General features: G+C 65.9%; 18 protein-coding genes and 1 tRNA gene. 7 read left to right on the top strand and 12 right to left on the bottom strand.

Annotated features, from left to right (window positions below):
- Positions 1–454 precede the first annotated feature (454 nt).
- From OZ948_15190 to OZ948_15160, 7 genes are all read left to right on the top strand, one after another.
- Positions 455–3,466 (top strand): DUF499 domain-containing protein, encoded by a 3,012-nt coding sequence (locus tag OZ948_15190; GenBank protein ID MEB2346072.1) that lies wholly within the window; start codon positions 455–457, stop codon positions 3,464–3,466.
- The gene (locus OZ948_15185) at positions 3,463–3,957 is read left to right on the top strand and encodes a hypothetical protein (GenBank protein ID MEB2346071.1); all 495 of its coding nucleotides are present in this window, start codon (positions 3,463–3,465) and stop codon (positions 3,955–3,957) included. Before OZ948_15190 ends, OZ948_15185 begins: the two co-directional genes overlap by 4 nt.
- A complete protein-coding gene (locus tag OZ948_15180) occupies positions 3,954–6,893 on the top strand; it encodes a DUF1156 domain-containing protein (protein MEB2346070.1) in 2,940 nt (979 codons plus the stop codon). Before OZ948_15185 ends, OZ948_15180 begins: the two co-directional genes overlap by 4 nt.
- Positions 6,890–10,057 (top strand): SNF2-related protein, encoded by a 3,168-nt coding sequence (locus OZ948_15175; protein MEB2346069.1) that lies wholly within the window; start codon positions 6,890–6,892, stop codon positions 10,055–10,057. Before OZ948_15180 ends, OZ948_15175 begins: the two co-directional genes overlap by 4 nt.
- 373 nt (positions 10,058–10,430) lie before the next feature.
- Positions 10,431–10,913, top strand: a complete 483-nt coding sequence (gene radC, locus OZ948_15170) for a DNA repair protein RadC (GenBank protein ID MEB2346068.1) — start codon at positions 10,431–10,433, stop codon at positions 10,911–10,913.
- A 370-nt stretch (positions 10,914–11,283) separates the two neighbouring features.
- Complete coding sequence (locus OZ948_15165; protein MEB2346067.1) at positions 11,284–12,150, top strand: zincin-like metallopeptidase domain-containing protein; 867 nt, start codon at positions 11,284–11,286, stop codon at positions 12,148–12,150.
- Positions 12,151–12,269: 119 nt separating this feature from the next.
- Positions 12,270–12,680 (top strand): hypothetical protein, encoded by a 411-nt coding sequence (locus OZ948_15160; GenBank protein ID MEB2346066.1) that lies wholly within the window; start codon positions 12,270–12,272, stop codon positions 12,678–12,680.
- 421 nt (positions 12,681–13,101) lie between these two features.
- On the opposite strand, the gene OZ948_15155 is transcribed toward OZ948_15160, so the two are convergent.
- From OZ948_15155 to OZ948_15100, 12 genes are all read right to left on the bottom strand, one after another.
- A complete protein-coding gene (locus tag OZ948_15155) occupies positions 13,102–13,641 on the bottom strand; it encodes a hypothetical protein (GenBank protein ID MEB2346065.1) in 540 nt (179 codons plus the stop codon).
- Positions 13,638–15,863, bottom strand: coding sequence for a type IV secretory system conjugative DNA transfer family protein (locus tag OZ948_15150; GenBank protein MEB2346064.1), 2,226 nt, complete (start codon positions 15,861–15,863; stop codon positions 13,638–13,640). The genes OZ948_15155 and OZ948_15150 overlap by 4 nt, the downstream gene beginning before the upstream one ends.
- A gap of 7 nt (positions 15,864–15,870) precedes the next feature.
- Entirely contained in the window at positions 15,871–16,881 is a 1,011-nt protein-coding gene (locus OZ948_15145; GenBank protein ID MEB2346063.1) for a hypothetical protein, read from the bottom strand.
- Between the two features lie 131 nt (positions 16,882–17,012).
- Positions 17,013–18,521, bottom strand: a complete 1,509-nt coding sequence (locus OZ948_15140; protein MEB2346062.1) for a DUF3363 domain-containing protein — start codon at positions 18,519–18,521, stop codon at positions 17,013–17,015.
- 447 nt (positions 18,522–18,968) lie between these two features.
- Positions 18,969–19,466 (bottom strand): conjugative transfer signal peptidase TraF, encoded by a 498-nt coding sequence (traF, locus tag OZ948_15135; GenBank protein MEB2346061.1) that lies wholly within the window; start codon positions 19,464–19,466, stop codon positions 18,969–18,971.
- A gap of 69 nt (positions 19,467–19,535) precedes the next feature.
- Positions 19,536–19,772 carry a helix-turn-helix domain-containing protein gene (locus OZ948_15130; protein MEB2346060.1) on the bottom strand — a complete coding sequence of 79 codons (237 nt, stop codon included), beginning with the start codon at positions 19,770–19,772 and terminating at the stop codon, positions 19,536–19,538.
- Between the two features lie 968 nt (positions 19,773–20,740).
- Positions 20,741–21,148: a hypothetical protein gene (locus OZ948_15125; GenBank protein ID MEB2346059.1), complete on the bottom strand. Its 408-nt coding sequence runs from the start codon at positions 21,146–21,148 to the stop codon at positions 20,741–20,743.
- 261 nt (positions 21,149–21,409) lie between these two features.
- Positions 21,410–22,357 (bottom strand): hypothetical protein, encoded by a 948-nt coding sequence (locus OZ948_15120; protein ID MEB2346058.1) that lies wholly within the window; start codon positions 22,355–22,357, stop codon positions 21,410–21,412.
- On the bottom strand, positions 22,354–23,019 hold the full coding sequence (locus OZ948_15115; protein ID MEB2346057.1) for a hypothetical protein: 666 nt from the start codon (positions 23,017–23,019) through the stop codon (positions 22,354–22,356). The genes OZ948_15120 and OZ948_15115 overlap by 4 nt, the downstream gene beginning before the upstream one ends.
- A gap of 159 nt (positions 23,020–23,178) precedes the next feature.
- Positions 23,179–23,466 (bottom strand): hypothetical protein, encoded by a 288-nt coding sequence (locus tag OZ948_15110; protein ID MEB2346056.1) that lies wholly within the window; start codon positions 23,464–23,466, stop codon positions 23,179–23,181.
- Entirely contained in the window at positions 23,463–24,338 is an 876-nt protein-coding gene (locus OZ948_15105) for a hypothetical protein (GenBank protein MEB2346055.1), read from the bottom strand. Before OZ948_15105 ends, OZ948_15110 begins: the two co-directional genes overlap by 4 nt.
- Before the next feature lie 421 nt (positions 24,339–24,759).
- Positions 24,760–24,835 (bottom strand) — tRNA-Thr (locus OZ948_15100).
- Positions 24,836–24,880: the final 45 nt, after the last annotated feature.

Here is a 24,880-nt window from a genome sequence, read left to right as displayed (position 1 = left end):
CCGGAACCGCAAGATGTGTCGATAGGGCGAGATCGGTAGGCGAGTGAAGGTCGAGATTAGTGAGGCGCCCCCGCGAAGGCGGTTGGTGGAAAGGGGGGCGGGTGCGCGCGCAGGACGCAGCCTCGATCCGTCGATAGCCGTAGCGATGTGGCCGAGCAACGGCGCGAGATGCCCGAAGTGGAACCCTCCTTGGATTGCCGGAGGCTCCAATCGTCCGGGGGATAGTCATGCGCAGCGATCGTGGGTTGATTCCGCGAGAGCCGCTGAGCCGCCGTAGGGCGGCTTCTCTCAGAGGTTTCGGGCACCGGACCATGTTCGGCCCGCTTCTCCACCGGTGGGCAGGTTGCCGCGCCTCCGGAGCGGCATCCGGCCCGAGCTTGCTGATAGACTGCCCGCCGGCCGCCCCGCGGCCGCCTGAAGCCGTGTCACATCGCTTGCCCGTCCGAGGTCCCGCATGCGCACGATCTTCGATCTCTGCTCGCCCCGAGACGACGTTCTAAGAGGGAGCCTCCAGGAGTCCGACTTCGCCGCGGACCTAGCCCAGGTCCTGCGCGGCCAGGCTCCCCCGGAATACCAGAACCCGGCGGTCTTCTTCGCGAACACGCACCCGACCACGGGACTCAAGCGCCTCATCGACAACGTCTGCCGCCGGCTAGGGGCCCTCGGGGGGGCGCCGGCGATCTTCCGGCTGGATACCCAGTATGGGGGCGGGAAGACCCATGCCCTGATCGCCCTTTCGCACGTGGCCGGCGGCATGCCTGGCGTCACCAACGCTGGGGAGTTCGTGGATCCGGCTCTCGTGCCGAAGGCTCGGACCCGCGTCGCCGCCTTCGACGGCGAGAATGCCGACCCTGCCAACGGCCGGGTGATGGGGCCGGGTATCCGGGCCTTCACACCCTGGGGCGAGCTGGCCTGGGCGCTCGCCGGTGAAGAGGGCTTCCGTGCGGTCGAGCAGAGCGATCGCGAGCGGCGCGCGCCGGGCGCCGAAACGATCCGGAACATTTTCGGCAACGACCCAACCCTGATACTCCTCGACGAGCTCTCAATCTACCTGCGCAAGGTGCGCGGCCTTCCGGACGCGGACCAGCTCACGCCGTTCCTCACCAGCCTCTTCACCGCGGTCGAGAGCGCACCCCGCGCGGCGATCGTGTTTACGCTCGCGATCGGTAAGGGAGGAAAGGCCGTAGATGCCTACGGTGCTGAGAACGAGGCAATCGAGCAACGGCTGGAGGAGGCGAAGTCCGTCGCCGCGCGCAAGGCGACGCTCGTCGATCCCACCGAGCCGCAGGAGACGGCGCAGGTCCTCCGCCGTCGGCTCTTCGCCCGCATCGATGGGGCCGGAGCCGAAGAGGTGATCGCCGCCTTCCAGCAGCTCTGGATCGAGCACGCCGGCATCCTACCCTCCGAACGGGCCAACGAGAGCCGCGTCGAGGAGTTGCGCCGCGGCTATCCCTTCCATCCGGCGCTGATGTCGGTCCTGACGGACAAGCTGTCGACGCTCGCCAACTTCCAACGCGTGCGTGGCATGCTGCGCCTCCTCACCCAAACCGTCGCCCAGCTCTGGGCCGAGCGTCCTCCGCGCACGCACGCGATTCAGGTCCACCATGTGAACCCGGGCTACGGCCCGACGCGCAACGAGGTCCTGACTCGCCTCGAGCTCGGTCGCTTCGAGCCCGCGATCCGCAACGACGTGGCTGCCGGGCCGGACGAGGCGCTCTCGCTGGCCCAGCAGATCGATGCCAAGAAGTACGCCGGGATGGCGACCTATGCGTCGTTCGTCGCGCGCACCGCGCTCTGGAACACCTTCGCCTTCAACGACGACCTCCAGGGAGTCACACCTGATCAGCTGCGCTTCTCGATCCTCGCCCCCGGCCTCGACGCGGACTTCGTGAACGACGCGCGCACACAATTCGTCGCAGATTCCGCCTACCTGGACGATCGAGCCGGCGCCCCCCTGCGCTTCCTCGCCGAAGCGAACCTGAACCAGATGGTTCGCCAGCAGGAGACGCGAGTGGATCCGGCGGAGGCCCGCGCGCAGCTCCAGGACCGCATTCGCTCGATCTTCGGCGGAGCGACGCTCGAGCTGGTGCCGTTCGTGTCGGACGCCGCGGACGTGCCGGACGACGCCGGGAGCGGGCGGCCCTATCTCGTTCTCCTTCACCACGACGCCGAGGCCGTGCAGGCGGAGAAGCTCGCGGTGCCACCGCTTGTGGACCGGATCTTCCGCACCAAAGGAAGCACGGGCGATTTCCGCCAGCACCAGAACAACCTGGTTTTCGTGCTCGCCGATGCCGCCCAGCGTGAGGCGATGAAGCAGCGCATGCTTCGGCGCCTCGCGCTCGAGGCGCTGCGTTCCCCGGACCGCAAGGCGCAGCTCTCGCCGCACCAGCAGGATCAGGTGGACGAGCGCTTCCGCCGCTCCGAACAGGAGCTGGCGGTCGCGATCCAGCAGGCGTACCGACACGTCTTCTTTCCGTCGCGCGAGAACCGCGTCGAGGGTGCGGGCATCGATCTCGCGCACGTCGCCGTAGACGCCGGCAGCGCCTCCGAGCGGCCGGGCCAAGGCCAGCAGCAGGTGCTGCGGGCGCTCAGCGACAACCAGAAACTCCGCCACGCGGACGACCATCCGCTCGCTCCGAGCTATGTGCGTGACCGCACGCCGCTCAAGAAGGGCTCGATCACGACCGCCGACCTACGCGCCGAGTTCCGTAAGGATCCGCGGCTTCCGATCCTGATCGGCGACGAGAACTTTTTCGCGCTGCTGCGCAAGGGCATCGAGGAAGGGCTCTACGTCTACCAGAGCGGGGATCTCGTGGCCGGCAAGGGTGACCCGCCCTGCCAGTTCAAGATCGAGCAGCAGTCCTTCGTCTTTACGACGGCCTACGCGGAGTCCCAAGGGATCTGGCCGCACAAGAAGCCCGAGCCCGCAGCACCCTCCGGGCCCAGTGGGAGCGGCACGCTTCCGCTTCCCGGCCTCAGTCCGCAGCCGGGCAGTGCGGTCGCGCCCGAGCCGGCGCCCGGCGTACGCACGTTCCGCCACGAGGCGCCGCTTCGCGAGGCGGTGACCCGCATCGTCGAGGATGCGCGCGCGGCAGGAGTGACGAAGCTCACGAGTTTGCGCCTGCGTGTCGCTGAGTGGAGCGATGCCTTCAAACTGATGAGCGGCATCGGCGTCGTGCAAGGCGCCGAGAAGCGGATCGAGCTTGAGGGTGCCTATGAAACATCTGGCGGGAGCGAGGCGCAGCTCGTTTTCCGCGGTGTGCCGGCCGATGTCGCCCCGGTCCGCGAGTTCCTCTCCGCTCAGTTTAATGCGGCCAGCGACAAGGACCTGACGGCGTGGTTCGCGCTGGCCTTCCCGGACGGCCTTGCGCTGGCCGGTGACGAGCCCGACAAGCTCGTACAGCAGCTCGCCCGTTTCGCCACTGGCGCCGCTTTCGTCGAGGCGATCGCGGAGGCAGCACCTTGAGCCGGCGTGCCCCGTCTCGATCGCTCCGCGGAACCGCCCGCCCGCGCTACGAGGTGCGCGTCGCGCGCCGGCGCGCCGGCGAAGGCCACCTCGAGATCTGGCAGCTGCCGTCCCCCGCGACGCCCCACCTGCGCGCGCCGCGTCGCGTCGCCGGGCTCGGCGGACGCAACCTCGCGCTCGTCGAGCACCGCGTGCTGCGCCATCTCAAGCACGAGCACGTGGACCCGACCAGCCTTGGCCCGCGCGAGGATGGCCGCTTCCCGATCTCCGAGGACCTGGCACTCCGCCTCGGCCTGGCCTTCCGCACGCTCGCCCCTATGCGCAACCGCGCCTTCATGCGCGCATGCATCGAGGGCATCGAGGTGATGGGCAAGGAAGAGGCCGCCTATTGGCTCGGGATGGCGATGCACCGACGCTACCCCCGGCGCGTCCTCGGCGCGCTTCGCTATCTGCTCGTCGATCCCCGCGAGCTGCGCCCGGCCGCACGGTGACGACGCGGCTCATCGAGCGCTGGCTTCCGATCGCGGCCGTTAGCGAAGAGAGTGTGCGCGAGAGGCGCTCAATTAGTGCTCTTCCGGCGCCTTACTATTTGCACGCGTGGTGGGCCCGCCGACCTCTGGTCGCTTCGCGCACAGCGATCCTAGCGTCGCTGCTTCCGGCAGCCGCTGACCGCGAAAAATTTCTTCACATGATCGGTATCCACGGCGATCCGACGGAGGCGCGATTCGCGATGGACGCGGCGCGGCGACGTGGGGAACGCATCGACAACCCTTACACCTACGGGCGAGCCTTCGGATACCTGCCGACCGAAACTGAGAAGCGCTGGTTGGCCGAGGAGATCGCCAAGCTCGGGCTCAACAATCCAGTTTTACTCGATCCGACAGCCGGCGGTGGCAGCATCCCGTTCGAGTCAGTACGTCTGGGGATCCCGACAATCGCGAACGACCTGAACCCCGTCGCTGCACTCGTCCTCCGAGCGACAATCGAGTGGCCCGCTCAGTTAGGCTCCGCGCTCATCGCGCGTTTCGAGACGCTTGCTCGAAAGTTTCGATTGGGCCTGATGGATCGGCTCGCGAACCTGTTCCCCCCAAACCCAGATCCCCAACGCATCGACACAACGTACCTTTGGGCTCGCACGATCACCTGCCCCTACTGCGAGGGCCTGGTTCCGCTTTCACCAAACTGGCGGCTCGCGCCGGATGGGACGGGGATACAGCTGCACCCAAATCCGCGCACCAAACGCGTCAGCTTCGCGATCGTTGCGAAGCCTGCCGACCACTCTGCTGGCACCGTTCGGGGCGGTGACGCGCAGTGTCCGTATCCGGAATGCGGTCGGGTTGTCGATGGCGACGAGGTGAAGGCCCAGGCGCAGGCCGGTCGGATGGGTGAGCAGCTATTCGCCGTTGTTTACAAGGAGCGGATTCAACGGAGAACCAAGGGAGGGAAGCTCCGCGACGCGTGGCAGCGCGGATACCGCGCTCCTCTTCCCACGGACATGGACAGCGACTCTCTTGCTGCGCACCTGGCGGAGAAGTGTGCGCAGTGGGAGGCCCTGGACGTACTCCCGTCAGAGTCAATCCCGGATCTCTCTAACTACGAGCGCGGTCATAAGATGTACGGGATGACACGGTGGCGGGATCTTTTCTCTCCGCGCCAACTGCTGTGCCACGGGTCGAGCGTTGAGGTATTCCGCGACCTTCTAGAGGGATCCGTGGCATCAGGGCAATTGGATGACACCACTCGCGCGGCGTTCGCCTATCTCGCGATCGCGGTCGACAAGATGCTCAATTACAACTCTCGTATGTCAATTTGGATGTCAACGCGTGAGGTCATCGCGAACACCTTCAACCGTCACAACTTCGCTTTCTCGTGGTCGTACGCGGAGATGATGCCGCTCGTGGAAGGGCTTGGATACGATTGGGCGCTCCGCTCCATGGATGAATGCATAGGCGAGATACAGAAGCTGGTCAGCCCAAAGTTTGCGTTAAGTGATCGAACAAAGTCTGGATCGCTACAGCTCGCGCTAGGTCATTCGATAATGGCGGCACCACCAACGGAAGTTACATGCCGCTCGGCTGACCAGCTCGAGGGCGTCGCCAGTGCCAGCGTTGATTGCATCGTTATGGACCCACCGTACTACGACAACGTGATGTACGCCGAGCTTTCTGACTTCTTCTACGTGTGGCTTAAGCGTACAGTCGGCCTTGTCTTCCCAGAGCTGTTTCGCACCCGGCTCACGGACAAGGACCAGGAGGCGGTCGCCAATCCGGCGAAGTTCAAGGGACAGGACCACCCGAAGGAGCGCGCAGATCGCGACTATCGCCAGCGCATGGCGGCGATCTTTGCAGAGTGTCATCGCGTACTGAAGGCCGACGGCGTCCTCACCTTGATGTTCACGCACAAGGCTACCGGCGCTTGGGATGCGCTCGCCGCAGGCCTGATCGAAGCGGGCTTCACTGTGACGGCGTCGTGGCCCATCAATACCGAGGCTGAAAGCAGCCTGCACATCAAGGAAAAGTCGGCCGCGAACAGCACGATCTTTCTGGTGTGCCGCCCGCGCGCAGCGCAGCAGGCTGGCGAAAACACCTACTGGGAGGACGTCGAGCCTCGCGTAGCGCAGGCGGTGCGGGCGCGGATCGGTGAGTTTCAAGAGGCTGGGATCCGGGGTGTGGACCTCTATCTCTCCTGCTTCGGGCCGGCACTCGAGGAGTTTGCGAAGCACTGGCCGCTCCGACGCGGGACGCCGAGGGTTGTTCCCGAGCACAAGAAGCCGCGCCAGAGGGGGCTCTTCCTCGACGAGAGCGATCCCTACGCCGTGACCCCGGAGGACGCGCTCGACGCGGCCCGTCGGGAGGTAAAGAAGTGGCGGCTCGACCGGCTGCTGCGCACGACCCGCCACGCCGATCTGGACCCGCTCACCGAGTGGTTCGTGCTCGCGTGGGACGCCTTCAAGGCCCCCGAGTTCCCCTACGACGAAGCGCTGCGTCTCGCCCGTGTGGTGGGGCTCGACCTTGATCGCGACGTGATTCGAGTCCTCGCCGAGAAGAAGGGGAGCGACGTCCTCCTCTGGGACAGCGCCAAGCGCGCCGCGAAGGGGGCTCTGGGTTCGTCGGACGGCAGTCGCGCACTCCTCGACGCGCTCCACCACGCCGCCTACCGGGCGCGCAAGGACGGCCTCGAGGCGGCCCGGCGTCTGCTCGAGGAGGGTGGAGCGGCGCGGCTTCCGTCATTCCCGCTGGGACTCCAGGCGCTGCTCGAGGTGCTGCCGGTATCGAGCACCTTCACGAAGGTGGCGGACGAGAAGGGAGCGGTGGCGGAGGCCGCGGGCGACTTCGACGCGCTCGAGCACTTGCGGCGGCTGGCTTTCAGCGATCGTGTGCCCGAGCCCGAGCAGCTCGGATTGTGGACCGGGAGCCAGAGCGGTTGAGTCTCCTCCAGGATCGGCGCTGGAAGGCGAAATACGACTCGGACGGGCGTGCGCTCGTCACGGAGTTCTTCGTGCCGGCCCTGGAGTGTGCGACGCGCTATGACCGGACAACAGGCTACTTCAGCGCTGGTGTCCTCACGCTCGCGGCGCGGGGCATCGAGGGCCTCGTTCGCAACGATGGGCGGATGCGCCTCGTCGTCGGCTGCACGCTCGAGCAGGCAGAGGCCGAAGCAATCGAGCGTGGCGAGGAAGCCCGCGCGGTCCTCGAGGCGCAGGCGAAAGGCTTGCCGCTCGCTGCGGCAAACGAGGGCGAGCGCCAAGCGCTCGAGCTGCTCTCCTGGATGGTGGCGCGTGGCTTCCTCGAGGTTCGCATCGCGATCCCCTGTACCAAGGACCGTAAGCCCTGCGCCGGCACCGCCATCTTCCACCAGAAGACTGGTCTGATAGAGGACAAGACCGGCGACCGAATCGCCTTCTCCGGGAGCCTCAACGAGACGCCCTCCGGATGGATCCACAATTGGGAGAGCTTCCACGTCTTCAAGAGCTGGGACGGGGGTCTCCCGCACCTCGTCGAGGAGGAGGAGAGCTTCGCGCGACTCTGGGCCGACAAGACCGAGCGCTGTCGCGTGCTCGACGTGCCGCAGGCGATGCGCGAGGATCTCCTGCGCTTCCTGCCCGGCGATGAGCGCCTGCCGGAGCGCCTGCGCGAAGCCGCGACCGTTGCCGTCCCCGACGCGCCAACGAATCCGAAGCCGGAGCCGCCGCCGGCGCTCGCGATCGAGGACCTGCGCAGCCTCGTGTGGTCGATCGTGCGCGATGGTCCAGCGCTCCCCGGCCTCGGAGACCGGGTCGGCGAGGCCACCTCGATCGTCACGCCGTGGCCGCATCAGGTTCGCGCGTTCCAGCGACTCTACGGGAGCTGGCCTCCGCGACTCCTCATCGCAGACGAGGTGGGCCTCGGCAAGACGATCGAGGCGGGGCTGCTCCTGCGCCAGGCGTGGCTCGCCGGCCGGGCGAGGCGGATCCTCGTCCTCGCTCCCAAGGCCGTCCTGCGCCAGTGGCAGATCGAGCTTCGCGAGAAGTTCAACCTCAACTGGCCGATCTACGACGGACAGTTCCTGCGCTGGTATGCCTGCCATGCGAACGTCGGCAGTGATGAGCGGAAGGTCTCGAAGGACGAGTGGCACCGCGAACCGTATGTCCTCGCGTCGAGCCAGCTCATGCGTCGCGCGGACCGTGCCCGCACGCTCATTGAGGACGCCGAGCCTTGGGATCTCGTGATCCTCGATGAGGCTCACCACGCGCGCCGCAAGGGAGGCGGCGCCACGAAGGACCGCGCGCCGAACCAGCTCCTCGGCCTCATGCAGCGCCTGAGGGCCAAGACCCAGGGTCTCGTCCTCCTCACTGCGACGCCGATGCAGGTGGATCCCGTCGAGGTCTGGGACCTCCTCGACCTGCTTGGGCTGCCGCCGGCCTGGAGCGAGGGCGCCTTCCTGCGCTTCTTCGAGCGCGCGAGCCATCCGAACCCGTCGAATGATGATCTCGACGCGATGGCGAATCTCTTCCGTGCATCCGAGACAGCCTACGGCGAGCCCGCATCCGACGTGATCGAGCGCTGTGCAAGCGCACTCGGGGGGCTTTCGCGCCGAAAGATACTGAAGGCGTTGCGTAGCGGTGCGATGATGGACCTCAAACAGCTCGGCCACGAGCAACGACGAGCGGCCATCCGCCTGATGATTGCGAACACGCCAGTGTCTCGGCTTGTCTCGCGCCACACTCGAGAGCTTCTCCGCCGATACTACGAGGCCGGCAAGATATCGACCCGCATCGCCCAGCGGAAGGTGGACGATGCCTTCATCGACCTGAGTCCCGCGGAGCGCCAGGTCTACGAGCGCGTCGAGCACTACATCGCGCACACCTACGACGCCGCCAGCGCTGCTGAGCGAAACGCGGTGGGCTTCGTGATGACCGTCTATCGGCGCCGATTGGCGAGCAGCTTCGCAGCGCTGGCCGCAACGCTCGAGCGGCGGTTGCAGGGAATGACCGCGTCCGAGACGAGCGTCGAGGAAGACGTCGCGGACGACGACCTCGACGAGGCGATGGACGAAGAGGACGCGCTCGAGATCGAGGCTCAGGTCCTCGCGCTCGAGGAGAAGGACGAGATCCGCGCTCTCCTCGCCAACGTCAAGAAGCTGCCGCGCGTGGACACCAAGGCTCGCGAACTCGTGAAGATCGTGGCTGCTCTGCGTGAGGCCAGCTACGAGAAATTGCTCGTCTTCACCCAGTTCACGGACACTCTCGACTTCCTCCGCGAGCACCTGGTCGCGGAGGGTTTCGAGGTGCTCTGCTTCTCAGGACGTGGCGGCGAGCTGCGCGAGAAGGCGGGCGGCTGGAAGCGGATCGAGCGCGACGAGGTGAAGCGCCTGTTCCGCGATGGGTCTGCCCAGATCCTGCTCTGCACCGATGCCGCTGCAGAGGGATTGAACTTTCAGTTCTGCGGGGCGCTCGTGAACTACGACATGCCGTGGAACCCGATGCGGGTCGAGCAGCGCATTGGCCGTATCGACCGCCTCGGCCAGCGCAACGAGACGATCGCCATCACCAACCTCCACTACGCAGACACGGTCGAGACGGATGTCTACATGGCGCTGCGGCAGCGCATCGGTCTGTTCACCAGGTTTGTCGGGAAGCTCCAGCCGATCCTGGCTGCTCTTCCGCGCAACATCAGCGAGGCCGTGCTCGGCGCGAGAGACGAGACCCAGCGCCAGGAGATGGTCCGGGATCTGGAGGAGCGGATCCGCAAGCAAGAGGAAGAAGGCTTCGACCTCGACGCCGCTACCGAGGCTGATCTCGATGAGCCCCCTCGTCCCCCTGCGCTCTATGACCTCCCTGCACTCGACAGGCTGATCCGGAGGCCCGACCTCCTGCCGGCTGGCTGCTCGGCCGAACAGCTGGGTCCGGGCGAGTACAAACTTTCCATGCCCGGAATGCGCCAGGGACTCCGCGTCACGACGAGCGCCTCCTTCTTCGAGGATCATCCAGGGAGCGCCGAGCTCTGGTCGCCTGGGAGCCCGCTATTCCCGAGTCCGGAGGATGGAGGGGCCGGGGATTCGCCCCCTACCGAGCGAATCCGGTTGCTATCCGAGGTTCTGCAATCCGGGTGAGAGCACTCTCGCGCGGCTGTCCGGTTGACCACCATTCGACGCTATGGCCCTCTTAGGACTCTCTCGCCCTGAGTTCTCCTTCCCCTCGTTGATCGCAGCTCGGCGCACTGCACGAACGCGCTTTCCTCTTCGGCTCGTGAGCTGAAAGTCTCCCCTCACTCCGACGGCCACACCCTCCGTGTCTCCCAGCCGTTGGCCGGGCTCCGCTGCGGGGTTTGCGGACACAGGCCCGCGCCCTCCGCTGCGCTGTGGTCACGGCCCTTGCCTCGACCCCTTGCTCCGCTTCCGCCCTCCGGCCAGCCCGCCGCGGCCGGCTCTCCAGTGCTGGCGAGAGAGCCGGCCCACAGCGGGCCCAGAACGACACGGAGGGTTTATGGCCAGCGTCGAGCACGAGAACATCCACTTCATCCGCGAGGTCGCGGTCCGCTACGTCGGGCGCTCCGCCCGCATCGCCACCTCGATCCGGCGACCGCTCGAAGTCGTCGAGTTCCTGCGCCGGGTCGTGCGCGACGACGCGCGTGAGCACTTCGTGGCGCTCTACCTGGACGGTCGCCATCGGCCGATCGCGCACCAAGTCGTCTCGATTGGGACCGCGTCGGCGTCGCTCGTCCACCCGCGCGAGGTCTTCCAGCCGGCGATCCTCGTCGGTGCCTGCGCGGTGATCGTGGCGCACAACCACCCCTCGGGCGATCCCAGTCCGAGCCGCGAGGACCGCGAGATCACCCAGCGACTCGCCCAGGCGGGTGCGCTCCTCGGCATCTCGTTGCTCGACTCGGTGGTGTTCACGCGCACGGGCGAGTTCGTGGCGCTCCGCGAGCGCGACGCGACGCTCTTCAAGCACGGCGCGGATCTCTAGTCCGCGCGTCGCGCGCATCGCATCGAGCCGTTGCCGCGGTCGGTGGCGGGCGCCAGCTGGGGCCGGCTGGCTCCATTCGCGTACCCGGTCAGCGTCGCCGTCGCCCCTTGCTCCCACCCCGTGACGGCCCTCGAATCACGCTCCTTTTTCCTCGTCCGCCTTCCGCTGCCCTCCCTCCGACGCCCTCCCGGCGGACTCCGCTCCGGCCTTTGTCACAGCCCCGCGCCCTCCGCTGCGCTGCGGTCACGGGCCTTGCCTCGGCCGCGCGCTGCGCCTCGCCGGTCGGGCGCTGCCCGCCTCGCCCGGCTCTCCGGGTCCGGTGAGGGAGCCGGCTCTCGGACGGGCCGGAGCAACAGGGAGGACAGCTCTAATGAAGGCGTACGAAGTCGTGATCGATCGCATCCTCGACCTTCTCGAGGCCGGGACCGTGCCGTGGCAGCGGCCGTGGAACCCTGCTGTTGGGCTCCCGCGAAACATCCGCGGCACGGCCTATCGGGGCATCAACCTCCTCGTCCTCGGCTGCCAGGGCTACGAGTCGCCGCTCTGGCTCACCTTCCGCCAGGTGAACCAGGTCGGTGGTCGCGTGCGTGCCGGCGAGCGCGGGACGCCGGTGCTGCTCTGGAAGTGGCCCGAACGCATCGCCGACACCGAGGACGCCCGCGAGCCGCGCCGGTCGGCTCCCTTGGTGCGGTACTACCGCGTCTGGAACCTGCTCCAGATCGAGGGCGTCGAGGCGCCCGCGTTGGTGGCTTCGCCGATCGTGACCGTGCGCACCAGCGCCGACTCCGTCGTCTCGGTGATGCCGGCCCCGCCGGAGATCCGGCACGACGGTGGCGCGCGCGCCTTCTACCGGCCCTCCACGGACTCGATCCACCTGCCGCCCCGGGAGGCCTTCCGTGACGCTGCCGGCTACCAGGCGACGCTCTTCCACGAACTCGTCCACTCGACGGGCCACCCGACCCGCCTGGCGCGCCCCGCGGTGACCGACGGTGCCCTCTTCGGTGACCACGCCTACAGCGAGGAGGAGCTCGTGGCGGAGATCGGCGCCGCGTACCTCTGTGCCCACGTCGGGATCGCCGAGCGTACCCTCGAGAACAGCGCCGCCTACGTGGCGTCGTGGCTGCGGGTGCTTCGCGACGACCGACGGCTTCTCCTTCGCGCTGCCCAGCACGCGCAGCGGGCCGTCGATCATGTGCTCGGGATGGCCCCCGCCGATGGTCCCCGCGAGGGATCGTGAGTCGCCCGTGGGCGGTCGCCCGATGCCGGGCTCGCCTCCGCTGCGGGCCCGGCTTCGTCGGGTATCCTCGCCGTGTCCTGGCAGCGAGTTCCTTGCTCGGCCGGGTCCGGAGCGGTGCCATGGTCGTCGCCGAGTTCTTCCTGATCGCCTTCGTCGTGGGCATCATGACGAAGACCTGGCTCGGCTTCCTCGGCACCTTCGTCGGCCTCTACGTGCTCTACCGCTTCACCCGTCTCTCTGCATCGCTCGTGCTCGCTTTGAGCCTCTACTGGGGCCTGGTCGGCTTCCACTTGGGCGCTGCCCTGGGCGGTGTCGCTGCCGGGGCGATGCTCGCGATCGCCGGGTTTGTGGTCGGTCTCGGCGTCCATCGAGGCGGAGTCTTCGCCGCTCCTTTGCAGCAGCGACCGGTCGATCGAAATCCCTCCGCCGACGGCGCCGAAGAGGCTCGCATGTCGCCTTACTCGGCTCGACCGCTGCACGGCACGCCCCACGGCGAGGTCATCGACGCTGAGTATCGCGTCGTCTCCTGACCTCCGAAGAGCACCAGCGCCGTGCGGTCCGCTTGCGTTCGAGCGCACGTTCTCGGGGCACTGTTCTGCTCGGCGGCTGCAGCGGCTTGGTAGTTCGCCGGTAGCTGCGCGGTAGCTGACCCGGCAGTCGGCTTGCAGAGCCGCGGTAGATCGAGTGCGTCTGGAGTCGCTGTGCGGTGTGGGGCGTGAGAAGGATCGGGAAAGAGGACTGCGAATGCAAGATAAATGACGGAGAGATCCGCGGAAGTGTCGGTTTCCGTTCGGGTTTCCGAGGGAGAACCCGAACGCGACGGAGAGATTCTCCTCCACCTTCGATCGAAGAGACGGCGACCAAATCGACTCGGATGATGCGGTGCAGGTGGCGCCGGACGGCAATATTGGCCCCGCGACGAGACGCCGAAATCGGGCCAGCCCGGTGGGACTACTCGCCCTGCGGGCGCACGTCCGCCGCCCGAGTCGGCGCCACTTCCCCGCCGTCGGCGACGCCCGAGGTGTCGCCGGATTGCAGACCGGTGGTTGCGCTCCCGATCCGGTCCACGACCTCGCGCCACGCTCGGTGGCGTTCTGCCGCCCGCTTGAGTCGCGCCGGGCGGACATGATCCGGGACGTCTTCGAGGTGCAGCATCACGCCGAGATAGAAGCGGTCGATCATCGCTTCCAGGCGCGACTGATCGCTGATAAGGCGGTCGATACGTTGCAGCTGAACACCGAAGTTACCTACCAGGCGGGCCTCGAGCCCCTTGAGCGCTGCCTCGAGCAACCCGCGCGCCGGCCCTCCCTCGTCACCTGCGATGCGCAAAGCATCGGCGAGCGCGTCGCGATACGCATAGAGGTCCTCGAGCTCCCGCCGGACGCATTCGGACACCGTCATTCCGCGGGCTGCCGCCTCCCGCACGATTCGCCCGTAGAGATCGGCGCCCGCGTAGGAGCGGATCTCGTAGCGGGCACGGTTGGACTTCATCGGCCAGCCTCCGGAGCGGGCCCAGCGTTGCCCGCGAGAAGAGCCTCGGCGTCGGGCGGCGGAGCATCGGCGGAGACACTTTCGGTGGGCGGTTTGGGCGTCGCGGGCGTCGGCTCTGTCGGCGTGCTCACGGTCGCGAATTCGTCGGCTGTTGCTTCCCAAGGGCAGGCCCGCTGGGTCAAACGATCGGACATCGGGGGCGCCGGAACCCGCGCTCTCCCTGCAAAGTCCGGGTCGCGGTAGTAGCGGAGCTTCTGCCCGAGGATCGGCCGAGCGTTGGACACGAAGACCAGGGCAGCGTCCTCCGGAAGGCGCATCACCTCGTCCGGGGTGAGCAGCAGCCGGTGCGACTCCTGCTCCGAGGCGAGTACGTGCATGAGCACGGGGTTGAGCCGGTTGCCGGTGTAGGTCCGGGTCTCCTTGTGGACGGTCATCGCTCCGGCCATGTCCGAGAGGAGGCGCGCCGTCTCGACCTTGTTGGGTGCGTACGCGACGCGGACGTGGCAGTTGGAGACGATGCTCTCCTCGCGCCCGTAGGCTGCATAGAGCTGCGAGAGGTCCTGCACGATGAGGAACGCTTTGACGCCGTAGCCGGGCAGGTACGAGAGCTGGGTCTGGAAGAAGTCCAGGCGCCCAAGCGTCGCGAACTCGTCCAGCATGAGCAGGAGCCGATGCCGGTAGCGGGGAGCGTGCCGGCCATCCTCGAAGTCCATCCGCTCGGTCAGTCGGCGGCCGATCTGGTTGATGAGGAGGCGGAGGAGCGGACGGACCCGGCTCAGGTCGGAGGGCGGTACGGTGAGGTAGAGGCTCACCGGCCGATCGTGGTGCATGAGGTCGGCGATCGAGAAATCGCAGGCCGCGGTGTTCGCCGCTACGACATCGTCGTGGTAGAGGCTCAGGAACTTCGTGGCCGAGGAGAGCACACTCGATCGCTCGTTCTCGGACTTGTTCAGCAGCGACCGCGCCGCACGGGCCACCGCGGGATGGGTCGTGGTGGGCTTCCCGGTCTGGGCGTCGCACCAGTTGCGCTCGCCGGCCGGGTCGTGCTGCGTGTCGATCATCTCCTGGAGCACCTCCTCGATGGGACGGTGTGGATTGGTGAGGAAGTCCAGACACCCGCGAAGCGACTTGTCGCGTCCGGCGTAGAGCACGTGCAGGATCGTCCCGGCGAGGATCTCCTGCGCCGTCAGGTCCCAGTGATCCTTCGAGCCGTTGCCGTCGGGATCGACCAGGATGTCCGCGATGTTCTGGACGTCGCGGATCTCTTTCGGCCCCTTCCGGACCTCGAGCAGCGGGTTGTAGCGGGCGGCCGATCCGTCATCGCAGGTGGGGTCGAACTTGAGGCAGACGCTGCCGAGCCCGCGCTGCCGCCAGCCGGCGGTGAGCGCCCAGTTCTCACCCTTGATGTCGTTCACGACGACGGAGTCCGGCCAGGCGAGGAGACTCGGGATGACCCAGCCGACTCCCTTCCCCGACCGCGCCGGTGCGAATCCGAGGACGTGCTGCGGTCCGTCGTGGCGCAGAGGGACCGTTCGGCCGTCTTGCAGCCATCCACCCACGTAGACGCCGCCGGCGTCGAGGAGGCCGGTTCCCGCGACATCCTTGTCGTCCGCCCAGCGCGCCGAGCCGTGGCTATCCGTTCGGCCGCCGAGCTTGCGCGCCCTCCGTACGGCCAGGACCAGGCCGACGAGGAAGACGAAGTGCGCGGGAGCGCCAATCAGCCAATGGCCGGTGCGCCATATCGCCTCTGCCTCCGGCACGCTGCCGTAGCGCAGTTCCCAGAGCAAGAAGTCCCACGGCGCGTAGATCGGTCCCCACCAACAGGCGCCGGCCGCCAGAGCGGCGGCGAACAGGGCAGGGGACCAGCCGCGACTAGGCGCGTGCAGCAGGGCGGTAAGGCCGAGCGCGATGGCTACGGCGGCTGCAGCGAACAGCAAACGGCGTTCGTCCGGTTCGGGTGCGTAGAGGGGCGTGCCGAGCGCGGGCTGGTAGGCGAGCTTCCAGGCGGCCCACTGCGTCCCGGTCCAGATGATCAGGACGAGGCAGCCAAGCGTGCTGGCGATCGAGCCGAGGAAGATGCCGGCGGCAGTGTTGCGCTCACCGGAGGAGGGAAGGCGATAGAGACGAGTCGCGGCCACGAGCCGGCTCCCAAGAGCGGGAATACCGGCCATCCAGAGGGTGCGCTCAGTATACCGCGGGGCCTGGCTCAGCAGCCGAGCCATCAATCCATCAACTGCTCACCTCCGCGGGGGCAACGCCGAAGGCGCGATAAACCGCCATTCGAAGCTCTTCGCCCTGCGGGAGCCCCCGATGGCTATAGGCGCACGCCCGGTGGCGGTCGACTAGCTCGATAATTCGGTCCACCTGTTCGCGGCTTTGGGAAGGAAGCGCGCGGACCTCCTCGAGCTGTGCCGGCGTGAGGTACCGATGCAGGTATTTGTACGGGTCGAGATTCCGCTTGAGCACAAAATTCTGAATCACGACGTTCCAATTGCTCCACGAGGCCAGCTGGTCAACCACGTCCTTGTAGTGCCGGTACTGAGCCAGCTCCGGCCGCGCGATCGATTCAACTAGATCCCGGAGCCACCCCTGGAAGTGCGCCACTCTGTCGCGATACCCCCGGAAGAGGCTCTCGAGATCGATCACATTCTTCGGTGCGCTGCGGATGTACTCGCGCGCTGACGAGTCCCACGCGTCCCAGGCGAGCAGCTCGTCAGCGCGGAGCACGAAGCTGGTCTCGCGTTTTCCGGCAGGGCCGTAGGTAATCACCTCCCGCCATGTCGATGACGAAGGCCGGAAGTGCGACACGTAGTTGCGAAGCCCCTGCACGAAACGATGCTCTGGGTTCTCGGCGAACTCCGCGTTGATCCTCTCCCGGTAGCCCGGCAGCTGCCAGCGGTCGCGCGCTCTTCTGCTGTGATCGACAAGCGCAAGCGCGCTCGCAGCGGCGCAGAATGTTCCTCTTCGCACGGCCAGAATCGCGCGCTCTCGCGCACCTTCGTTCACGCGATCGAAAAACCGCGGGTCAGAAAGGCCCGCGCGATACGCCTCACATGCCGCGAGAAGGTCGTCGACAGCCGCACCGAAGATTTCGAAAGAGAGGCGGAGATCATCGAGGATCTCCTGTGCGCGACCGCCAAGCGAAGCTTGGATCGCCGCACGCGTTTCCGAGAATGAACGCCAATACGCTGCGCGAAGAGCTTCGTCATCCCACGGGTGCGCGCCAAGTCCCAGGTTCATATTCTCACAGCGCGTCTCGGGTTCCAGAACGGGTCCGTGAGACGCGTGACGGTGAGGCTCTGCGCCGAAGAGGCATCCGGGCTCTCGCTTAGTTGAACTCTTAGACGCGCCAGTATACCGCCGGGCCTGGCTCAGCGTCCCCGGCCGCGGTCACGCTCATGCTCGATGTCGTCGAGGACCCAGGCGAGGCGGCGTCGCTCCCGGCTCTCTTCGTCGGTCACGGCCTGCGCACGCGCGCGCACCGCGTGGCCGACCTCGAGGTCCCGCCGGTCGGTCGGCACTGCCGCGAGTCGTCGTCCCGTGTCCAGAACCGCGTAGGAGGTGCCGTCGTCGCTCGTGGCATACGCGACGAGCTCGCCACGGTAGGCAAGGCCTGCTCGCGCCCGAGCAAGCTCGATCTCCTTCCCGTGACTGCGCTCGAGCTCGCGAAGGTTCGTCGGTATGCGCCCGCGATCGTCCATCCTGGCTTCGACCATCCGCTCTGCTCCTTCCGAGATCTCGTAGGTTCGTCCGAGCGCTCCGGTCTCGATGGGCCGGATCAGTCCCTCGCGCTCGAGGACACGGCCACGGGCCAGCACAGCCGAACGCCATTGACGAAAAAAGCCGCGTCCGCCGGTTGCGATCGCCGGCGGGAGCGAGCCGGTCTGCCGGATGGAACGAAGTGCATCGCGATCCAGGGCCGTGCTGCCGGTCTCGGTCCGCCGCAGATCCCGGAGGCGTCCGTGCTCGATGATTTCCGTACGCTGGGGGCCCCGGCCGCGACCGGAAGCGCGAGCACGAAGGGTCACGACCGAGCCAGGTCGCAGCCGGCCTTGCTCCCGCACGCGAAGGATCTCGGCGCTCTGGGGCACCAGGTGGCGGTTGCCGTCAGTCCCCTCCAGGATCAGGAACGGCTCGTCGCGAGCCTCGTCCAGGCCGGCGCCAGCGATCCGCCCCGTCACCTCGACGCCAGCCTCCATGCGCGTGAACACGAGTGGCGCGTGACGATCGGTGACGAGCGCGTACGAGCGGGCCAGGCTCTTCTGGATGTCGCCAGCGACCTGGATCTGCCGGAGGGCGGGCATGATGTCAGGAGAAAGCTGCCAGCGCTTGGAGTCGATCCTCTCGGCGAGGCCAAGTCTTTCGAGATAGTGAAGTCGTCGTAGATCGTGGAGGCGACGCTCTTGACTGGCCGCGGAGGCGGACGGCGGGTCCTCGAACGAGATGACCCCGTCGGGACCGGCTCTGCCGAGCAGAGAGCGGTCTATCTCCGTGACCCTCTGAGCGTGGATCGCCTGCTCCCGCTCGCGTTTCCGATCGAGTTCGTGACGGTGGCCCAGGGTTCGAGTCAAGAGCTCTTGGCTACGCACCCGGATCCCTGAACGCACATAATCGCGAGAGATGAGGAGGGGCTTGCCCTTCTCGTCGACGCCACGGACGACGATGTGTACGTGGGGATGATCCGTGTCGTGGTGGTCGATCGCAGCCCACTGCAGCTTGGTTCCGAGGTCGGCCTCCACCTGCATCACGAGACGGCGCGCGTGCTCGCGGAGATCGACGCGGTCACCCGCCTCCGGCGACACCACCATCTTCCAGAGGCGTTGATCCCTTGCCTTCTGCCAGGCATCGAGTCGGTCGGGAAGCTCGACGTCGTCTCGCATGGCGTCGAAGCCGAGTCCCTTCCCGCCTTCCCGCTGTGCGCCCGTCCGGCTGAGGTACCGACCCTGGGCTCTCCACGACCCTCGTCCCTTGTTTCGCGCGTAGGAAACCTTGACGAGACTTCGCTGCTGGAGCGCGGACGGCGATGAAAGGAAGGCTGGCGCGGACCCGCGCCGCCCGCGCGCGCGGCGCCCCCCGAGTTGCGCTGACACGCGGCGCAGGGCGCGCGCGGGGTGGCCGCTCTCCTCACGCGCGATCCGCGACGGCCGAAGCCGCATTTTGAGGCCGTCGGGCGCCGGAATGGGCGGCCCCTCGCGCGTTTGCCCAAGGGTCAGCGACGAAAGCTCGGCGCTCCGCTTGTGCCCTCGGAGGTGCGCGTGATCGGGAGCGCGCGAGGCGTCCGGCTGAACGGTCCCCGGGCGAGTAGACCGAGGACCTCGCGGCGCCATTCAGTCGCTCCGTCCAAAGACGAGGAGCGGTTCGACGCGTACGACGATGCTCTCGATCGGAATGGGGCCGAAGTAGCGACTGTCCCAGCTGCGATCTCGGTGGATCCCGAGAACCCATGCCTCGCCGTCCGGCACCTTGCGATGTCCGAGCGGAACGTGCGCGAGCGGTCGCCCGAGACTGTCCACTTCGCGAAGCTCTGAGCGGTCGAGCATCCGACCGTTCACGGCGAAGAAGTTCTGCTGTACCTCCACCTCATCGCCCGGCAGTGCGACGACCTGCTTGAGGACCGGGCTGCTTCCGCGTCCACAGTTGCCCGCCGAGAGGTAGCGGCGCGCGCGCCCCAAGCTTTCTAGATCGGACGGCAAGCACAGAAGCGCGAGGTCGCCGCACCGGGACGGGCCGGGGATTTCGCGGTAGATACCAACCGGCGCGGAGAAGGTCCAGTTGAAGCGAAGGCCCAACGACGAGGTTCCGTGCATGGCCGCGGTCGTCAGCAAGGTTGCGTAGGCAGCTGCAGTACGGCGGAGTCGACGCGAGAACCGAGCACGGTGAGCCACCTGCATCCCTCAGGCCCGCTGGTGGAGAGTTTGACCGTCGCCTTGGCCCGATCCAGCGTCGGAAGTCGAGCGCCGTCGCGCACTGTCGATGTAGTGCTCGAGCTCAGCCGGGTCGTAGCGGACAGCGTGGCCGAGCTTCACGAACCGCGGCCCGTTGCCCTGAAGCCTCCATTTCTGGAGCGTCCGCACGCTGAGGCCCAAGATCACCGAGGCCTCGTGCTCTGTGACCAGTCCCGGCATAGGCATGCTGCTGAGAGCAAAGGACGTGCCGAGTCGGAGGTCACGCTCTCCAGCTCAACGAGCTCTCACTCGCCGAATAGGAGTTCGCAGAAGGGTGAAACGCTCGGCCTACGCATTTCCGACCCGGGTCTGGTTGCCGATGGCGATCAATCGACCGCCAACCCGATTGGTTCTGCATGGCTCTCTCGCCGGCCAACCGGCCTGCAGGTCGATTGGGGCGGTGCCAGCCATCTCGAGGAGCTCACGGCGCAGAACACAGCAGGGCTCCGCCGCCTCGCATGTCGTAAGGATGACGTGGTGATGTACCACCCTTGCCGGCAGACTGTGCGCCACGGAGGTGAGCCCATGTCGACACCGGCTGGCGAGCGAATCCGCTTTCAAAGGGAGCGGCGTGGCTGGAGCCAGGAACACTTAGCCGCAACGAGCGGCGTCAGCTTGCGCCAGATACAGCGGATCGAGACCGCAGAGTCGAGCCCTCAGAAGCAAACCCTCCTCGCCCTGGCGAGCGCGTTCGGGCTCCACGTGAGCGAGCTTTCACGTGGCTTGTCTACAGAAGACCTCGCCGCAATCGAAGAGCAGTTCATGTGCCCACACTGCGGCGCACTCTTGGTCCAGCGAACCTTCGTGCCGCATGAGTATGGCGATTGCGAACTCGAGGAGTTCGAATGCGGCTACACGCGAGGGTGGTCTGATCGACCTTGCCCGACCGAACCCCGGTTTCCGACAATCGATGACTACGACCTGATTTCGGTGCAGGAGAGTTACGGTCTCTGGTACTGCTCTGCCAGGGGTAAGACAAGAGAGGCTCGGCAGATCAGCCTCTGGCCTGCTTCGGGGAAGACTCAGCAGGAAGCTGAGGCGCGGGTGCGAGCATCTCTTATTCGTTCGCGAGGTGGGAGCGCTGCGGCCGAGGCGTTCCTAGAGAACGAGATTGGTTCACCGCTGTAGTGGTGCCTCGCGTCGCGACCGCGGACCTAGGGCAGCTTGTCGAGTTCGTGGAGTGCCCAGTTGACAACACCAATCGCCGCGTCCGTTTCAGCGAACGTCGGCGCTACGTGCTGGTGAGAGAACCGGTTTCGAAAGAGTACGTAGACACCGGCGAAGAGATTTCGCAGGGCTACGCGCGTTGGTTCCGGCAGCGAAGGTGACGCCTGCTTGCCGAACGCGTGGTTCACGAGATCCTCGCCGTCCACTGTGGCAGGAGCGCCAAACTGCGCTCGCATCCGCTCGGTCAGTATGAGGAACGCCTTGCGAATGGCTGAGTCGTACTCTCGCCGCAGAAGCAGATTCGCGATCGCGCCCACGAGCTCCTTATCGTAGTTTTCTGGCTGCCGGGCCCACTGAAGGAGGTCGCTTCGCAGTTGAACCAGCGCCACCTCCACCGACCAAACATGCCCGTGCTGGGGATCGGAGGTGGGCTGAGAGCAAAGTTTGCCCAGAATCCAAACGCACCTATTCAGCTCTTCATAGTGCTTGAGCCCGGTTGGCAGAGTATCTCTGAGGTTCGCCAGACGTTGGCGGAGGTTCGATAGCTCCTCCCTCCGCGGTGTTTGGCTCTGTCCAAAGCCAGAGGCTACGGATCGGGTCAGGTCGGTTACAGAGTCGAGTTCTTCAAGAAGCTGCACGAAATACAAGAACACGTTTCAGCCCCCGGATATATCCGTCTCGTCTTCAGGATCAGCAAACAAATCGTCATCACCTGGCGCAAGAGCTCGTTCGGCTCGGATGCGCGTGCCGGGCTCAACAACCATCCATCCAAGGTCAGGGAGATCGTTGAATATTCGGGGCTGTGCCTCAGGGCCTCCGATGCCGCCGATGGTCCGCAGGCTCTTATTCCATTCGAGTGCCCAGAACCATTCTCCACTCCCTGCCCCGTCTCGGGCTAGAAGCGCACGAAAGTAGCCCTCGGCTGACACAATGTTGACATGGCGGGACCAGCCTCGGACTCGCCGCGCGAGCTCAACAAGCCAGGTATTGCCCCAGTCGGCGTGAAGAAAGTATTGACCGAACCACCAATGCTCGGTGGGCAGCAGTCGAGTTCCCTCGGCCCGAAGTGGATCTGTGCTTGTCACCAGCGAGAAGAATGCTTGTGTCTGGCGATACGCCAACAGTTTGACGGCTATGGGATCAAGCGGGGGCGGCCCGACGAGCCCGACAGTGCCTGAGAGGCCGTTACTCCCGAACGAGAAGGACGTCTCGCTGCGCACATCAGACACGAGCCTGCCGCGTTCGACGGGATGGAAGTCGTGCGATGCTTTGCGGCGCGCGATTTGGTCGATCGACGGATCCGAGCGAGCCGGCGAGACCCACAATGTAACGCTTGAAACGTGTCGTTCGGCGTTTGCCTTCTCGGCGTTGCACTTCACACATGCGCGGAAGATGAAGTTGAAAGCCTTGCCATCGCCGAATGATCCATCGGGCACGAAGGAACGGCCGATCACGTGCTCGCGGTCCGAGGTGATGGTGCCGTCACCCAGTGGACGAGCACAGTAGAGGCAGAACTGATTCGACTTCGACAGCGATCGATGAAACCAGACAACCGGCTGATTGTCTCGAAGTCGATAGACTCGCGGCGTCTGCTCACGGGTCATTGCACCTCCTTGGCCTTTGATCGGAGCCACTCGCCCGTGTCTTCTGGAGACATCGGCCCTTCCCCTAACTCACGAGCATAGATGCGGCTTCGGTCATACAGGAACCAGGCGGATCGCCGTTTCTGTTGCAGATCTGTGTACGAAATCTCGAACCAACCCATACCTGCTTCCTGCACGGCGATCTGGAGTGAGCTTCCCTTTTGAAGGACCTGGCGTGATGCGTCCGCAAGCTTCAGGCTGCCCGTGACGCCGCCAAGGGTCACGTGTGTTACTTCGGCACCTTGGTTGGTGAGTTGAAACTCGAAGATCGGGCCATCGCCCTTGCGTCGTGCTTGACCCATCACAAATATCGGTTGGGCTAGGAGGTCATCGCGCTTGTCGCGCGCGAGTGCTGAGGCTGCCATTTGTTGAGTCGCAGCGACCTGAAGGCGAAGCTCCTCGACTTGCAATCGGAGCTCGCTCGATTGCTGCAAGTAGCCGACGACGAGCCAGAGAAAGGCAAGCGGCGCGAACCAACCGGCTAGGAAATCGCCGGTCTCGTTCGGCTCCATGGTCGGAATTGCGGCGTGCTGCCAACTCGCGTAGGCGAGGAAGAACAGCAACCAGATCCCCGAGCCGATGACGCCAACGCGAATCGGCCAGGGACTGACCGAGCCTTGCATATCGTTCGTAGCCCTTGGCCGGAGCAGGAGGGGAACCGGCCCTCACGGGCTTGTGCGAAGGAGGGCGCGGCGAAGGCTAGGCCTAGTTGATTGATGCGCAACCCGGCCGCCCCCTTGGGGGGAGGGCCGCGAACCAACTTTCCTCCAGGTGCAGCCCTTCTAGTAGGACCTGCTCACGAGTAGCCAGATCGAAATGCCGATCAAGAGCGAGAGCGTTAGCCGGCGCCACACACTAACCGGCGTCCTAGCTTGGGCGCTTGTTTGTCGAACGCCGCGGGCGAATCCGGCGATCTGCTGTCCGAGCCAAAGTGCGATCGCTCCCAGCGCTATCGAAACCGGTACGACGAGAACCAGGCTACCTACAGCCTTGCCGATTGAACCGGCAACGATCGAATACGCGACAGCAAGCAAGAGCACCGCTAAGAAGAAGATCGCGCGCTCACTCATGGCACAGCCGCTCCTCGCAGGATCCAAGCGCCGACGTCGTACGCGAATCGCGCGACTGTCGACAGGACAACTGCGTGGAAGAGGAGTCGGGTTTTCATGCCTGGGATTCGCGATCCCTCCAACTCAATGTACGGGTACAGCCATCGCGCGACGCTGAACAGCAGGCGGAACGTGAGAAGAGCCAAGAGGAAGAAGTAGACGCGCATTAGTCCCGGCAGTGGCTGCGCGTGCTGGGCAAAGGAGTCAAAGAGCGCGCCGAGCCGCGCGCTTGCCCAGAGCGACATCGGAAGGCCGAGAACGACGAGCAAAGCGTCGTACGCATGGCGCCTGTAGATCATTGAACGCAGCGGCGATTGCCGGCGCGAGATGATCTTTAGGATTGCTTCGTGAACCGCTGAAACCCAGGTCGAGTTCGCGCCGATCACGAAATACGAGCTGTTGTTGGGCGGTGGAGTTCCCGAGACGTTACTCAGGTCGATGAGCGGAGGCCGGCGGAAGTCGAAAAAGATAGCGGCACGGTCCAGCGGATCGCGCTGAACGGCCATTTTGTGCATGACTGAGGTATCGAAGTGAATCGACTCGATGGGTTCAGGAAGTGTTTCGAGGTCCAGGGCATCCGCTGAAAAATACATTGCCTGCTCTCCCCGTCCGCCGTTCACGGCGAACGTTACGGCGAAGAGCTGGCGAACCCAGTTCTGATATCCCTGGAACTGTTCCTCCGATTGGTCCGGCGGACGCTTCAGCCCATTGGCCGTCTTCTCGCCGATCTCCTGCGCCTTCGCTTGTAGCTCGGAGAACAAACGGCGGAGGTCGGCGATGCTCACCACGCCGGCCGGGAGCGGACCCTCGTGCTTGCTGCCTTGGTAGATCACCCCTGCCATACGCGGGGAAGTGGTAGCAGCGCTGGCCCAATGCCCCCAGCCCAGCGTGCCGCCACCTAGCCGAGACGTCGCTCGACTACGTCTAAGGTCTGGCGGCGCTGCCTAGTTCCCGCGCCACAGCTTCACCAAGCTCAGGCCGTAGCTTTGACCAACAGCATATGGTGTAGTCTGCGAAGCGCGCCCGATGTTCACGCATTCTCATGCGCGACGACGTCAGGAATTCCACTGGACGATCTAGTCGAGCCTTTAGTGAACCGTCGCGAGCTCTCGCCTACGAGATGAGGCGGGCTGGCCTGATCTCGTTCCACTCGCGGTCCTTCGGTCCCCCTCGTCTGTTTGGCGCCGAGTGCTTACCTGAAGCTTACCTGGCGGCGTTGAGGCTTATCATCGCCGCCGTAAGTCTGCGAAACAATGGAGCCGACGACCGGATTCGAACCGGTGACCTGCTGATTACGAATCAGCTGCTCTACCAGCTGAGCTACGTCGGCTGAGGTCGCCGCGGGGGCGGCGGGGCGGGGAGGGCGGCAAGGTAG

The organism is Deltaproteobacteria bacterium, from assembly GCA_035063765.1.
Taxonomy (GTDB): Bacteria; Myxococcota_A; UBA9160; order UBA9160; family PR03; genus CAADGG01.
Note: the sequence above shows the minus strand (reverse complement) of the source record. Positions and strands in the feature narration are given on the sequence as shown.

What these genes read in the sequence shown, in the direction of transcription:
- OZ948_15190 (MEB2346072.1), top strand. Translation starts at nt 455, where the DNA reads ATGCGCACGATCTTCGATCTCTGCTCGCCCCGAGACGACGTTCTAAGA.
- radC (MEB2346068.1), top strand. Translation starts at nt 10,431, where the DNA reads ATGGCCAGCGTCGAGCACGAGAACATCCACTTCATCCGCGAGGTCGCG.
- OZ948_15165 (MEB2346067.1), top strand. Translation starts at nt 11,284, where the DNA reads ATGAAGGCGTACGAAGTCGTGATCGATCGCATCCTCGACCTTCTCGAG.
- OZ948_15160 (MEB2346066.1), top strand. Translation starts at nt 12,270, where the DNA reads ATGGTCGTCGCCGAGTTCTTCCTGATCGCCTTCGTCGTGGGCATCATG.
- OZ948_15155 (MEB2346065.1), bottom strand. Translation starts at nt 13,641, where the DNA reads ATGAAGTCCAACCGTGCCCGCTACGAGATCCGCTCCTACGCGGGCGCC.
- OZ948_15150 (MEB2346064.1), bottom strand. Translation starts at nt 15,863, where the DNA reads ATGGCTCGGCTGCTGAGCCAGGCCCCGCGGTATACTGAGCGCACCCTC.
- OZ948_15145 (MEB2346063.1), bottom strand. Translation starts at nt 16,881, where the DNA reads ATGAACCTGGGACTTGGCGCGCACCCGTGGGATGACGAAGCTCTTCGC.
- OZ948_15140 (MEB2346062.1), bottom strand. Translation starts at nt 18,521, where the DNA reads ATGCGAGACGACGTCGAGCTTCCCGACCGACTCGATGCCTGGCAGAAG.
- OZ948_15130 (MEB2346060.1), bottom strand. Translation starts at nt 19,772, where the DNA reads ATGCCTATGCCGGGACTGGTCACAGAGCACGAGGCCTCGGTGATCTTG.
- OZ948_15120 (MEB2346058.1), bottom strand. Translation starts at nt 22,357, where the DNA reads ATGACCCGTGAGCAGACGCCGCGAGTCTATCGACTTCGAGACAATCAG.
- OZ948_15115 (MEB2346057.1), bottom strand. Translation starts at nt 23,019, where the DNA reads ATGCAAGGCTCGGTCAGTCCCTGGCCGATTCGCGTTGGCGTCATCGGC.
- OZ948_15110 (MEB2346056.1), bottom strand. Translation starts at nt 23,466, where the DNA reads ATGAGTGAGCGCGCGATCTTCTTCTTAGCGGTGCTCTTGCTTGCTGTC.